This is a genomic window from Hyphomonas sp. (assembly GCF_040882205.1).
Taxonomy (GTDB): Bacteria; Pseudomonadota; Alphaproteobacteria; order Caulobacterales; family Hyphomonadaceae; genus Hyphomonas.
In genome coordinates, this window is record NZ_JBBEBT010000318.1 from 1 (window position 1) to 12,316 (window position 12,316).

Annotated in this window: 11 protein-coding genes and 1 tRNA gene; 3 read left to right on the forward strand and 9 right to left on the reverse strand. The window is 66.4% G+C overall.

What is annotated here, in order from left to right; all coding sequences use genetic code 11:
• The 7 genes from WEA77_RS13545 to WEA77_RS13575 all read right to left on the reverse strand — a co-directional run.
• Positions 1–508, reverse strand: a 508-nt coding sequence (locus tag WEA77_RS13545; RefSeq protein WP_368068411.1) for a UGSC family (seleno)protein, incomplete at its 3' end; no start/stop codon positions are given.
• Positions 509–571: 63 nt separating this feature from the next.
• Positions 572–2,161: a TlpA family protein disulfide reductase gene (locus WEA77_RS13550; RefSeq protein WP_368068412.1), complete on the reverse strand. Its 1,590-nt coding sequence runs from the start codon at positions 2,159–2,161 to the stop codon at positions 572–574.
• A 71-nt stretch (positions 2,162–2,232) separates the two neighbouring features.
• Positions 2,233–2,327, reverse strand: a tRNA-Sec gene (locus tag WEA77_RS13555).
• A gap of 42 nt (positions 2,328–2,369) precedes the next feature.
• On the reverse strand, positions 2,370–4,244 hold the full coding sequence (selB, locus tag WEA77_RS13560) for a selenocysteine-specific translation elongation factor (RefSeq protein WP_368068413.1): 1,875 nt from the start codon (positions 4,242–4,244) through the stop codon (positions 2,370–2,372).
• Positions 4,241–5,632 carry an L-seryl-tRNA(Sec) selenium transferase gene (selA, locus tag WEA77_RS13565; protein WP_368068414.1) on the reverse strand — a complete coding sequence of 464 codons (1,392 nt, stop codon included), beginning with the start codon at positions 5,630–5,632 and terminating at the stop codon, positions 4,241–4,243. Before selA ends, selB begins: the two co-directional genes overlap by 4 nt.
• A gap of 100 nt (positions 5,633–5,732) precedes the next feature.
• Positions 5,733–6,893 carry a molecular chaperone DnaJ gene (gene dnaJ, locus WEA77_RS13570; protein ID WP_368068415.1) on the reverse strand — a complete coding sequence of 387 codons (1,161 nt, stop codon included), beginning with the start codon at positions 6,891–6,893 and terminating at the stop codon, positions 5,733–5,735.
• A gap of 98 nt (positions 6,894–6,991) precedes the next feature.
• Entirely contained in the window at positions 6,992–8,272 is a 1,281-nt protein-coding gene (locus WEA77_RS13575; protein ID WP_368068416.1) for a penicillin-binding protein activator, read from the reverse strand.
• Positions 8,273–8,361: 89 nt separating this feature from the next.
• On the opposite strand from WEA77_RS13575, the gene rsmI reads away from it, so the two are divergent.
• Positions 8,362–9,333 (forward strand): 16S rRNA (cytidine(1402)-2'-O)-methyltransferase, encoded by a 972-nt coding sequence (gene rsmI, locus WEA77_RS13580; protein ID WP_368068417.1) that lies wholly within the window; start codon positions 8,362–8,364, stop codon positions 9,331–9,333.
• Positions 9,293–9,547 (forward strand): YraN family protein, encoded by a 255-nt coding sequence (locus WEA77_RS13585; RefSeq protein WP_368068418.1) that lies wholly within the window; start codon positions 9,293–9,295, stop codon positions 9,545–9,547. The genes rsmI and WEA77_RS13585 overlap by 41 nt, the downstream gene beginning before the upstream one ends.
• A gap of 564 nt (positions 9,548–10,111) precedes the next feature.
• Here WEA77_RS13585 and WEA77_RS13590 read toward each other — a convergent pair.
• Both WEA77_RS13590 and WEA77_RS13595 read right to left on the reverse strand, forming a co-directional pair.
• On the reverse strand, positions 10,112–10,621 hold the full coding sequence (locus tag WEA77_RS13590; protein WP_368068421.1) for an SUMF1/EgtB/PvdO family nonheme iron enzyme: 510 nt from the start codon (positions 10,619–10,621) through the stop codon (positions 10,112–10,114).
• A 309-nt stretch (positions 10,622–10,930) separates the two neighbouring features.
• Complete coding sequence (locus tag WEA77_RS13595; RefSeq protein ID WP_368068419.1) at positions 10,931–11,362, reverse strand: cytochrome c; 432 nt, start codon at positions 11,360–11,362, stop codon at positions 10,931–10,933.
• A gap of 168 nt (positions 11,363–11,530) precedes the next feature.
• On the opposite strand from WEA77_RS13595, the gene WEA77_RS13600 reads away from it, so the two are divergent.
• The coding region (locus WEA77_RS13600) for a transglycosylase domain-containing protein (RefSeq protein WP_368068420.1) at positions 11,531–12,316 on the forward strand (786 nt) is incomplete at its 3' end.

Below are 12,316 nucleotides of genomic sequence, written 5' to 3' on the forward strand. Positions count from 1 at the left end.
GCGCGTCCAGCACCGGCTGCAGCGCGGCCCGGGCCTTGGCCCGCATTTCCTCATCCGTCGCATCCTGAATCGGATGCGGGACAAGCACATAACGCGCATCGTTCATTCCGAGCGCCTTGCGCTGGAAGTCGGCGGCTTCGTCAAACTCCGAGGAGGCGATACTGACGGACGGGATTCCCTGGATTTCAAACCAGACTGTGTCGTGCAGACTGCACGTCGTACAGGAACCTCAATCTGCAAGCGCCTCGATAAGGTAGTCGACCTTGCCGGCGATTTCGCGGCGCAGGTCATCCGGGCAGGGCTTGGTGAAGGTCGGCTTGGCGAACCGTTCCACCTTGATGCCGGGCACGGCGGCCAGGAGCTGGCGTTCCAATTCGTCGAGCAGCACGTTGCCGCGCGGCTTGCGGATGTCCATCAGGCCGACCGTTCCGCTGATCGCGCCCTTGCGCGGGCTCACCTGCCGGGCGACGGGCCTTCGCTCATCTGTGGGGTCAAGGATTATCGTCATTCATCCTCCTTCTTCTTCTTCTTCTTCTGTACGGCGACAGAGTAACTGCATTTGCCCGCGCGGCTAGTCGGAATCGATCCGGCGGGAGACCGACTGCGAGCCGATTTCCCCGGTCGCCCAGCCATGGAACGCAGAACTGAACTTCCCGGCATCAGACCCCGCCACGACAATGTGGATGTATTCGCCGCCGGCAAACTTGGGTGCCAGCGCCGACAGCCGCTCGGGACCCATCTTCTCGGCGATGGCCAACGGGATGCCGGCCCCGGAGACGGGATCGGCGACCATCTCGCGCAGCGGCCGGCGCGTCACCTCCTGGATCCGGGCGCGCAGGCGCTCCTTCGAATAGGGGCCTTCGCTCATCAGCGTGTCGATATGTTCCGGGCAGACGACCAGCAGCGCATCGACCGGCAGGTTGCGCAGCTTGGGCAGAAAGACGCCTTCGAGGCCGAGACCGATGGAGCCCGCCACCTGGTCGGGCGCACGCGACTCCTGGTCGACGATGTGGACCGGTCCGCCGGTCATCGCAAACACAGTCACGACCGAATCTTCCTTCCGGAACCCGCGCTCGACATGCAGCGGCGGCCAGGGGGAGCGCTCTTCGTTTTCGGCGAAGCACATCGTGTATTTCATCGGGTTGCCCAGCGTGGAGCGTTCGACGCCGCCCGGCTTGCCGCCGCCGACATTACCGACAATCAGCCGGATGGCGCGGCCGATCGTGGCGTTGGCTCGGTTGCCGGAGCCGAGCGCACCCAGGCCCTTGTTCATCCCGATCCGTTCACGGACGGGTCCGTTGACCACGATCACAGGTGCAGCGCCCATCGTCGTTGCCGTCACGCCGTGGACGTTGAAGGCATCAGTACATACCGCTTCGAGCGCCGCGATGATGACCGGCATGTATTCCGGCTTGCAACCGGCCATGACCGCGTTGATCGCCACCTTCTCAACGGTCGCCTCGCCCATGTTGGGCGCCACGATCGCCACAAGGTCCTGCGGCGCGCGCCGGGTGCCCTGCATCATGCGCAGCACGCGCTCGGGCGTCGGTGGCACCAGCGGCAGGCCGTCCGAGAAACCCTGGTCGAACATGAATTCTGACACATCGTCGGCCACGGCAATCTCGATGCGCCGCGCCTTCAGCTGTCCGCCGCCGCGCTCCGCTGCCAGCTTGTCAAAATATTCCGGATACAGATGTTTTGACCCGCAGCCCGGTCGCCATGGCGCAAGGCCGCCCCAGTCCACCTGCGCCGCAGGCAGGCCGAGGCTGGCGGCCAGTTGGTCGTTCAGGCCCTGCCACTCCTCGCGCACGAAACCCTCAAAATGCGACAGCACTGCACCTTTCGCATCGATCCAGAACACGGACGGAACGATCTCGATATCCCAGTCGAAGGATGTCCTGCAGTCGCTGTCATCCAGGATGGGCAGGGTGAGGCCGTGGCGGTCGCGCAGCACGAGATTGCCGTCGCCCGATTGCGCCGGCATCACCACCGCCATCGCGGTCCCGTAGGCCCGGTGGAAGGCCTGCACGACGGGCGCGGCGAGGTTACATGTCTCGCAGTCCTCCTTCACGAACACGACCAGCGCGGGGCCGGGTCCGGGCAGGCTGAACGTTTCGCCGGTCAGCGTTTTCAGTGAGAAGGCAGGCTTCGGGTCGGTCATCGGCATGTCCGCTCTGGTTTCTTCCTATAGTCTGTGCTCCGGCGCCTTTGTCTAGGTTGACGCAGGGCCGCTGGCGGAGGTGGATGGGAATCGAACCCACCACGCGCCGGTGGGGCGCGTCCATGGTTTTGAAGACCAGGGAAGCCACCAGACTCCAGTCACCTCCGTTACGCCCCAACAGTAGCGGCCTGTCGTGCTGCGTCAAATCTCAAGCGACATGCCGGAGGTTTCCCGTCCGCACCGTTATGGCCAGGCTGTCGAGAAGTTCGAGCAGCGGCACGATGCTTTTGCGGTTGGTGGCGAGCGCCGCGCGCGCTTCGCCGGTCGTGAAAGCCGTACGGCCGGGAAAGGCTTGCGAGAGCGTGCGGATGGCGCCAGCAACCGCGTCGGCATGCAACAGCAGCGCCTGGTTCAGGGCGACATTTTCGAGTTCGATGGCTCGCCCGGAATGGATCAGCAGCGCGAGGAGGTCGGCTTCTTCAGGTGTGCCGGACAAGGCGGCGGAGCCGGGCGCGCTGAGCCCCGCGGCTTTCAGTGCCGTCTCGAGCGCGTCCATGCGCGCCGTCTGGGCCTCTGAGAGATTGCCAGCCGGCGCATGGCCGGCGGCTGCCGCGCCTGCGGCCGTAAGCACGATGGCGCCCGCCGCGGCGAGACGCGTTTCGGCTTGCGCGGTGAGCGCTGGGGCGAGGTTCGGGTCTGCCATCCGTGCACGCGGCGCAAGCAGGCGGAGCGGAAACGCCGCATGATAGGCAGCGAGGTTTTCAAGGTATGCCTCTATGGCCGCTTGAAGGCTTCTGGCGGACGCAAGCCTGTTCTGGCCCACAGGAACAAAACTTTCTGTCAGCGCCTCGGCGAGGCCGGCGGCAGGCCTTCGGGCAAGGCGTGCAACGTCCTTGATGTGCGCAAGTCCGCCGCCTTCCCTTGCAAGCGCCTCTGCAAGGCCCGGCAGGTCGCCGGCCTGCGCCGCCACAAGGGTCGCCTGCCGGGCTGGCTTGCCTGCCGTGAGCGCAGCCGCTTGCGGGTCAAGGATCAGGGCGCCGCCCAGCGTTTCGCCCGGCGAGAGGCGCCGCAGGACGACGCGCTGGCCGGCATAGAGGCAGACCGGCGCGCGAAATTTCAGCCGCACCAATGCCGCCTCTCCAGGCATCATCTGCGCCGCGCCGAGCAGGTGCAGATGCGCGCTCGCCTGCGCGGCGCCGAAATGCACGCGCACGACTTCCATGTGCCGCACCGGGCGGCGGCCTGCGGCCGGCAGCGAGAAAACGCCGTCGGCTTCCCGGGACGGCGCGAAGGCTTCCGGTTCGTGCAGCACGTCGCCGGTATGAACGGCGTCTGCGGGAAGTCCGCGCAGGTTGAGCGCGGTGCGCTCGCCCGGCCTCGCGATGACCGCGTCCTCGCCGCGCACCTGGATGCGCCGCACGGCTACGCCGCGCCCGGCGGGCGACAGCACGAGCGTATCATTCACCGCGATGGGCGCGCCGAGCAGCGTGCCGGTGACCACTGTGCCATGGCCTTCGGCGACGAAGACCCGGTCGACTGGCAGGAAGGCGCCGGGCGGCGGCGTTTCATCGGCGGCGCGCGTCGCCAGAGCGGCCAGCTCGCCGGACACGGCGGCAAGGCCCTCGCCGCTGATAGCCGAGCAGAAAATGAACGGCGCATCTGCAAAATCCGTGTTGGAGAGGGCGGCGCGCAGGTCCGCCTCCCGCGCGCCGGCTTCGCCGGGGGCGAGAAGGTCTGCTTTCGTGACGGCCACCAACGCCGCACGGATGCCGAGCGCCGCTGCAATGGCCATGTGTTCCAGCGTTTGCGCTTCAATGCCATCAACCGCCGAGATGACCAGCAGGGCGCCGCGCGCGCCGCTCGCCCCGGAAATCATGGCCCGGATGAAATCGGCATGGCCAGGGGCGTCGATCAGGTCGATGATGCGCCCCTGATGCTTCAGATGCGCAAAGCCCGGCACGATGGACAGGCCTCGGCGCTTCTCCTCCGCCAGCCTGTCTGTGTCCGTGCCGGTCAGCGCGCGCACCAGAGCAGTCTTGCCATGATCGACATGGCCGATCACGACAAGCGGGCAGGCTGTCATTGCGCCGCCACGGCCCGGAAAGCGGCCTCGACATGTGGAAGATCCTCTTCAGTCAGTGTCCGGACATCCATGAAGAAGCGCTCATCCCGGATGCGGCCGATGACCGGAACGCTGCAGCCCCTCAGCCGGGCGGCGAGCGTATCTGGCGCCGTGCCGGGCAGGGCAGCGGTTACGGCAAAACTCCCGAGCGTCTGCTGGGGCAACGATCCGCCCCCGACATAGGCTGTCGATGGAACAACCGAGACATCCTCAAGGCCGATCGCCGTCAGCGCGGCGGCGAGCCGGCCGGCCCGGGCCTGCAGATCGCTTGTCGTCTGCGCAATCGCCCGCAACACCGGAATGCGGCGGAACGGGTCATTCGGCGCGCGGTAGAGGCGCAGCGTCGCCTCCAGCGCGGCGAGCGACAGCTTGTCAATGCGCACGGCCCGGCACAGTGGGTGGGACTTCAGGCTACGGACGATGTCGCTGCGTCCGGCAATGATCCCGCACTGCGGCCCGCCGAGCAGCTTGTCGCCGGAAAACATCACGAGATCGGCGCCGGACCGGATCACATCGGAGACGACCGGTTCATCCTTCAGCCCGTAAGGCGAAAGGTCGACCAGCACGCCGCTGCCAAGGTCTTCCATGAAGATCGTGCGCGTCTCGCGCGCCAGCGCCGCCAGATCCTCGCGCCTCGGCGCCGCCGTGAAGCCGACGATCTGGTAATTGCTGGTATGGCTTTTCAGCAGCACGGCGGTGTCATCGTCTACCGCGGCGGCATAGTCCGCGGCGCGCGTCTTGTTCGTCGCGCCAACTTCCTTCAGCACCGCGCCGCTCTGCGCGATGATGTCGGGAAGACGGAAAGATCCGCCAATTTCAATGAGTTCGCCGCGCGAGGCGATGACCTTGCGGCCCTGCGCAGTAGCCATCAGGCTCAGCAGAACGGCGGCCGCGCAATTGTTGACGACGAGCGCCGCCTCGCTGCCGGTCAGCTCGCAGATCAGTGCCTCGACATGCGCGTGGCGCGAGCCGCGCTTGCCGGTGGCGAGGTCCATTTCGAGATTGGTATGGCCGCGCCCGGCAGCCTCGATCGCCGCGAGCGCTTCCGGGGCAAGGCGCGAGCGGCCGAGGTTCGTATGCACGATGATGCCAGTGGCGTTGACGAGGCTCACGAGATTTGGCCGGCGGCGCACTTCGAGCCGGGCGCTGATCCGGTCCGCGAAAGGCGCGCCGGCAAAGTCCGGCAAGGCCCCTAAGGCGCCCGACTGGATACCCGCCCTGAGCGCGGCCAGCTCGGCGCGCAGGGCTTCTGTGAGCTCGCTGCGAGAATAGGTTTCGGCGAGGCCTGCCATGACTGCTCCGCTGAGGAGCATGTCCACTTGAGGCAATTGTCTCAGGAGATTTGTCATGGACATCCCGCCAGGTTCAGAGCGCCACTCTATGGCTGGTGCCTTCGGGATCAAGCCGCCGCGTCGGGGCAGGGGCCTGCCCTGGGACAATCACCCGCCGTCAGCTCGGGTGTTTCTCGTCGCCGTCACCGCCCCAGAAGCGTTTTATGCGGCCGAGGAAGCCTTCGCTTTCCGGGTGGCAGTCGGCGGCGGAGCAATCGCAGAACTGGCGGAGCAGTTCTTTTTGCCGGGCGGTCAGGTTCTGCGGGGTCTCGACGAACATCTCGACATACAGGTCGCCCTGCGGATTGCCCTGGCGAACGGTAGGCATGCCCTTGCCGCGCAGGCGCAGCTTGCGGCCGGTCTGCGCGCCTTCCGGGATGGCCACGCGGGCGCGGCCGCCATCGATGGTCGGGATTTCGATTTCGCCGCCGAGTGCAGCGGTCGCCATCGGCACCGGCGCGCGGCAATAGAGGTTTGGACCGTCGCGTTCGAAGATGTCGTGTTCGACCACTTCGACGAAGATGTAGAGATCGCCCTTCGGTCCGCCGGCGGAGCCAGGTTCGCCTTCGCCGGTCAGGCGGATGCGCATGCCGCTTTCGACGCCGGCCGGAATCTTGACCGAGATCTTGCGTTCTTCCTTCACCTGACCATGGCCGCCGCAGGTCTTGCACGGCTTGCGGATGATGGTGCCGCGACCCTGACAGATATTGCAGGTGCGCTCCATCGTGAAGAAGCCCTGCTGGGCGCGCACGCGGCCATGCCCGGCGCAGGTTTCGCAGGATTCCGGCTTGGTGCCGGGAGCCGCGCCAAGGCCGTCGCAGGGTTTGCAGGGCACGGCTTGCGGCACGTGGATGGTTTCGTCTTTGCCGGTATAGGCTTCCGCAAGGGTGATCTCGAGATCATAACGCAGGTCCGCGCCGCGCTGCGGGCCGCCGCGCTTGCGTCCCGCGGAGGCAAAGCCGCCGCCGAAGACCTGGCTGAAGAGGTCCTGAAAGATGTCTTCGGGATTGGCGCCAGAGCCGAACGGGCCGGCGCCGGGACCGCCCCCGCCATTCTCGAACGCGGCATGGCCGAACCGGTCATAGGCGCCACGTTTCTGGGCGTCCGACAGGACGGCGTAGGCTTCGCCCACTTCCTTGAATTTCTCTTCGGCTGACAGATCGCCCTGGTTCTGGTCGGGGTGATACTTCATGGCCAGCTTGCGATACGCCGACTTCAGGACCTTTTCATCGGCCCCGCGTTCCACGCCGAGAACGTCATAATAGTCGCGCTTGCTCATGAAATGGCCGCCAAACCGCAATCGTCTGCCCTGAGGCAGGTGATTTGGGGCGTGTCGCCAGTCACCGCAAGGGCCTTCAATCAGGCCTCAGGGGCCGATCAGCTACCGCCGGGGGGGAATCTGGTAACCCCTTTTTCGACCATCGAGGCGCCGGACTGGCGGATTTCCTTGATCGCGAGACCCCGTTCGGAGGTGCCGTCGAGGCGGAAGCGGAAGAGGCCATTGACCCCCATGAAGCCGTCCGGATCGGTGACCCCGCCATGCTTCATGTTGTTTTCGGAAGCGAGCGTGATGGCGAGGGCGGCGGCGTCATAGGCGGCAGCGGCGAGGTCGGTCGGCGCGCGGCCATAGATGCGTTTGTAAGTGTCCTTGAAGGTCGTCATGTTGTCCGGATCGACGGCTGAATAGAGGGCGCCGGCGAGGGCCGGTTCGCGCCAGATGGCGGCATCGTCCCAGAGGCTGGTGCCGAGGAAACGGGTGCGGCCGGGGTCGATGCCGTTGACGACCAGCAGCGGCGCGATCGAGAGCAGCTTGGTGCCGCGCTCGGGGATCAGCAGTCCGACCTGGCTGCGCTCGGACTTGATCAGGCTGGCAACGCGGGAGACTTCGGAACTGGCGCTTGAGGAGGGATCGTAGAAGCCGGCGCCGATGACGCTCCAGCCATTCTTTGCCGCTTCGGCGCGCATGGCGGTTTCGACCTGGCGGCCATAGGCGGTGTCGGGGCCAAGGAAGGCAAAGGTGCGCGTGCCGCGGCTGGCGGCATAGCCCATGATACGGACGACTTCTTCCTCCGGCATCACGGAGGCGAGATAGCCGCCGCCGCCGGCGACGAGGCGGTCATTGGAGAAGGCGATGACCGGGATCTGGTCGCGGTTCACGGCGTCTTTCACCGGGGTCACTTCGGTGCCGAACAGCGGGCCGAGGATAATGTCGGCGCCTTCTTTCACGGCTTCATCGGCGCGGGCCTCTGCGGTTGAGGCGCGGCCCCCGGTGTCTTTCGGCAGGATCAGGAAATCGGTGCCGCCATTCTCGAACAGGGCCAGCTCGATGCCGGCGAGCATCGCTTCGGCTTCGGCGCGCACGTTGGCGGCCGGGTGCGAGAAGGGTAGCAGCACGGCGGCGCGCTTCACGTCCTTGCCCACCATGAAGGGCGGGGTCAGGCCGCCATCACCGCGGACAGAACCCTGAGTGGTTTCTTCGGCGATGATCGCATCCGGAGCCAGGGGCTGACCTGTGACAGGGTCAACCCGCGCCTGGCCGGAGCCGATGGAGACGGGCGGGCGGGTCGGCGCGCTGGCACAGGCGTTGGCCAGCAACAGGCAAACCAGGACTAGACTTGGCGCAGTGAACTTACTGAGCGATGGTAGACGCGATGTCATCTTCTGATCCTTCTGGCGCCGATGCGATTCCCGACGAGGCTGGTGCTGGGACTGAGTCTATGGGGGCGCCGCGCGCCGGGCAACCGCCCGTGGCTGTAGCGCCCGGTCTTTATGTTGTCTCCACACCGATCGGTAATCTGAGGGACATCACCCTCCGGGCGCTGGATATACTCGGCGGTGTGGAAGAAGTGCTGGCCGAAGATACGCGCGTCGCCTCAAAACTCTTGTCCGCATACGCGATTAAAGCCCGGCTCAGCCCTTACCATGACCACAATGGGGCGGAACGGAGACCGGGCCTTCTGAGGCGTCTGGAAGAGGGCGGGCGGATCGCGCTGATCTCGGATGCCGGGACGCCGCTGGTGTCGGACCCCGGCTGGAAGCTGGTGCACGAAGCGCTGGAGCGCGGCCTCAGGGTGTTCCCGGTTCCGGGCGCCTCGGCGCTGCTGGCGGGCCTCGTGGCGAGCGGATTGCCGAGCGACCGGTTCCTGTTTGCGGGTTTCCTGCCGCCGAAAACCGGGGCGCGGCGGACGGAAATCGAGAGCCTGAAACAGGTCCCGGCGACGCTCGTCTTCTACGAGAGCGGGCCGAGGCTGGCGGACACGCTGGCGGACCTCGCCTCGGTGCTGGGCGAGCGCGACTGCGCCGTGGCGCGCGAACTGACCAAGCTGTTCGAGGAAACGCGGCGGGGTACGCTGGCGGCCCTTGCTGCGCATTATGAAAAGGCCGGACCACCGCGCGGCGAGATTGTATTGCTGGTCGGTCCGCCCAGGGAAGTGGCGGCGACGGCGGCAGATGTCGACGCGGCGCTGCGCGTGGCGCTGAAAGAAATGCCCACCAAAGAGGCGGCGTCTTCGGTGGCCGAAGCCCTCGGCATGCCGAAACGCGAGGTCTACCAGCGCGCGCTGCAGATGAAGGCGGGCGATGGGGCGCCGTGCGGCCGCCGAGGCGCGCGGCCGCAGGGCCGGGGCGCTGGCGGCCTGGTGGCTGCGGGCCAAGGGCTCCACGATCCTGTCGCGCCGTGTGCGGCTGCCGGTCGGCCAGATCGACCTTGTGGCGCGTAAGGGCGATGTGATCTGCTGCATCGAGGTCAATGAACGCGCAACGCTGGACGCCGTGACGCCGGCCGCCTGGCGCCAGATCGCCCGGGCGGCGGAAATCTGGATGGCCCAGCGGCCGAGATTCCATGCGTGCGGCCGGCGCTATGACATCATCGCGATTGCGCCGGGGTTCCTGCCGCCGCATCTTAAGGAGGCCTGGCGGCCGGGGATGGCTTGAGGGGGCAGAGGGATACGCGCCATAGAGGGATTTCTTCCGGGTCTGGATGATGATTTCCTTCCAGCCTCCGAACAGGCCGCTGCGCAAACAGGCGCAGACGCCAACGCTGTTCCGGATACCCGCGCACGGCACAGGAAAAGTGGGCAGCTGCCCGGTTGCCGGTGCCGGTTGCCGGTGCCGGGGCCGGGGCCTGCGCCTGGATCACTGAGCGGCCGGAGCCGGTCATCGGCCTCCCGTATGAAAAAGAACCGCCCGGGCACTTGACGGAGGATATGTCCGATCCGCCGTTTGCCCTGCACGGAGCGCGGAAAACTCTGCTTCGCCGTTCAGCGGCGGCCCGTCCTCCCGGACACCAGGGCCCCTTCTGAACGCGACCATGAAGCGGACGGCGCCGGGCGCATGCCACAGCGCGATCAGGTCGCCGATGCAATAGGCGTTGGCGCGCGTCTGGTCATTGTCGAACATCTGTGGCCGCAGTTCGTTATGGCTGACTTGCCGGAAGCTGAGAGGCTTCAAATCTGTGTGGGTCATTTTCTGTCTCCGCCGTCTACGGATCAATCAAGGTCACGGGCGATCTGGAAACCCGGGTGGTAACCGCGAAAATCGCGCAGCGTGGAATGCGGCTGGCTGAAGCGCGCGAGGTCTGCGCTGAGGCCCCATGAACCACCCCGTAACCAGGCCTCCTTGCACGTGCCGGCGTTTGCGTCCCCCCAATCGCACGTCCCTTCGCTGGCAATGCCGCGGACAATACGCAGACCATAGCGGTTCGCTGGGCAGGCCCCGGCGGCTGCGGCGCGGTTCAGGGCCTTGTCGCTGCTTACAGGGGGGAGCGTAGTTCGCGAGGTCCGTCGACAGCGTTTCGCCATAGGCAAAGTCACTGGCCACGCCGCCGCGTGCTGCGCTTTCCCATCTGGCGCAGGAAGGCAGGCGGCAGGCCGCGCCGGCCGCGCGCGAGAGCCAGCTGGCATAGGCCGCAGCGCCGTCTGCGCTGACACGAGCAGCACAGACCAGACCGTTCGGAGAAGGAAGCGGCGCACCTGCACCGACAAGCGGAGGCGCCGGTGTTGGTGATATTGCGCGGTTAGGCTGATCTCCCGCTGCTTTGCTTCGCGGGCAAGGTCTGCGCGGCGCTGGACTTCCGCTTCCTGCTGCCGCTGCTCGATCAGTTCCGCAAGCTGGGCAGCTTCGGGTGAAATCTCCCCGGTCATCGTACCCGGTTCAGTCAGGCCCGTTTCAGTCAGGCCCGGTCCAGTCAGGCCCGTTTCTGTCAGGCCCGTTTCTGTCAGGCCCGTTTCTGTCAGGACCGACGAGGTTAGCAGATCGTCCTTTTGCTGGAATGTCCAGTCCTGCAGGGGCAGCAGGAGGCCACACGCGCGGCCCAGCCTACTCGGCCGGGGGTGGTTCCTGGATGGAGACGAGGTAGCTCAGCAGCACGTCCATGCCGAGGTCGCCGAAGACGAAGTCGGGCATGTCTTCGTGGCCGACATGGATGCCGTTGCGGAAGTCTTCCGCGAGGGATGCGGCGGGATAGACCGACAGGACGTAGCGCAGCGGCGGGGCTTCGGGGCGCAGGCTCGCGTCGCTGTCGAGGCCGTGGCAGTTCGAGCACTGGTGAACGGCGATCTCGCGGCCATCGGCGATCGAGCCTTCGTCCATCGGGATGCCGAGAGCGGCGGCGTCGATGACCGGGGCCGGCGTCGGGGCCGGCGCGTCCGGCACTTCGAGCGCCACCGTCACAGGCGTTTCGGTTTCCTGGGTGCAGGCGGCGGCGAGGGCCAGACCCGTAGCGGCGAGGGCGAAAAGTAGAGGTCGCATGTGAGGGATCCCGGGTTGCATCTGTAGTTCTCATAACACCTTTCGGGCGCGTGCGCCCTAGGGATGTCTCCGTAACCGGGACGCCTTCACCCTGCCGTAATCTTCTTACAGCTAGGCTTGTCCTTTCACGGCAGGTTCATCCAGACAGCCGGAGACCGTACGCCAGCCATGACCAACCAGTTTCCCACACCTCCCCAGATGCCCCGCATCGTCCGTGTGCCGACCCCGGCATTCCTGCGCCGGCAGAGCCCGGTGGTGCGCTACCTGATCCTCGCGGTGGGCGGAATCCTGCTGGCGGGCGGCCTCTGGGCGGCGTGGAAGTGGCATAGCCTGCACAATGGTATGCCGAAACTGCCGAGCAATATTTCCGAACTCTGGGACGCCAACCGAGAACCGGCCATCGAGTTCGTCGACACCAATGGCTTGACGTTGACCGTGAAGGGGCCGCGCTATGGCCGCGCCATCGCTGTGGCGGACCTGCCGCGCCATGTGCCGCAGGCGTTCCTCGCGGCGGAGGACAAGCGGTTCTACGACCATGACGGCGCCGACGAGGCGGCGATTGCCCGCGCGGCGATTTCCAATGCGGCGGCAGGCGAGACGGTATCCGGCGCCTCGACGATCACCCAGCAGGTGGTGAAGAACCTCGTGCTGGACGCGCGCCAGACAATGCAGCGCAAAGCGCAGGAAATCACGCTGGCCCGCCAGCTCGAGAAGAAGATGACGAAGGACGAGATCCTGACGCTCTATCTTAACCGCATCTATTTCGGCTCCGGCCTCTATGGCATCGATGCGGCCTCGCGCTATTATTTTGGCAAGGCGCCGGACCAGATCACGATTGCGGAAGCCGCGCTGCTTGCGGCGCTGCCGAAGGCGCCTTCGAAGCTGAACCTGCGCGATAACCTCGCCGGCGCGAAGGACCGGCAGAGCTATGTGCTGCGCGAGATGCGCAGCGAG

Excerpts from the sequence above, each read along its gene's own strand:
- selA (WP_368068414.1), bottom strand. The coding sequence starts at position 5,632 with ATGACAAATCTCCTGAGACAATTGCCTCAAGTGGACATGCTCCTCAGC.
- WEA77_RS13595 (WP_368068419.1), bottom strand. The coding sequence starts at position 11,362 with ATGCGACCTCTACTTTTCGCCCTCGCCGCTACGGGTCTGGCCCTCGCC.
- WEA77_RS13575 (WP_368068416.1), bottom strand. The coding sequence starts at position 8,272 with ATGACATCGCGTCTACCATCGCTCAGTAAGTTCACTGCGCCAAGTCTA.
- selB (WP_368068413.1), bottom strand. The coding sequence starts at position 4,244 with ATGACAGCCTGCCCGCTTGTCGTGATCGGCCATGTCGATCATGGCAAG.
- WEA77_RS13550 (WP_368068412.1), bottom strand. The coding sequence starts at position 2,161 with ATGACCGACCCGAAGCCTGCCTTCTCACTGAAAACGCTGACCGGCGAA.
- dnaJ (WP_368068415.1), bottom strand. The coding sequence starts at position 6,893 with ATGAGCAAGCGCGACTATTATGACGTTCTCGGCGTGGAACGCGGGGCC.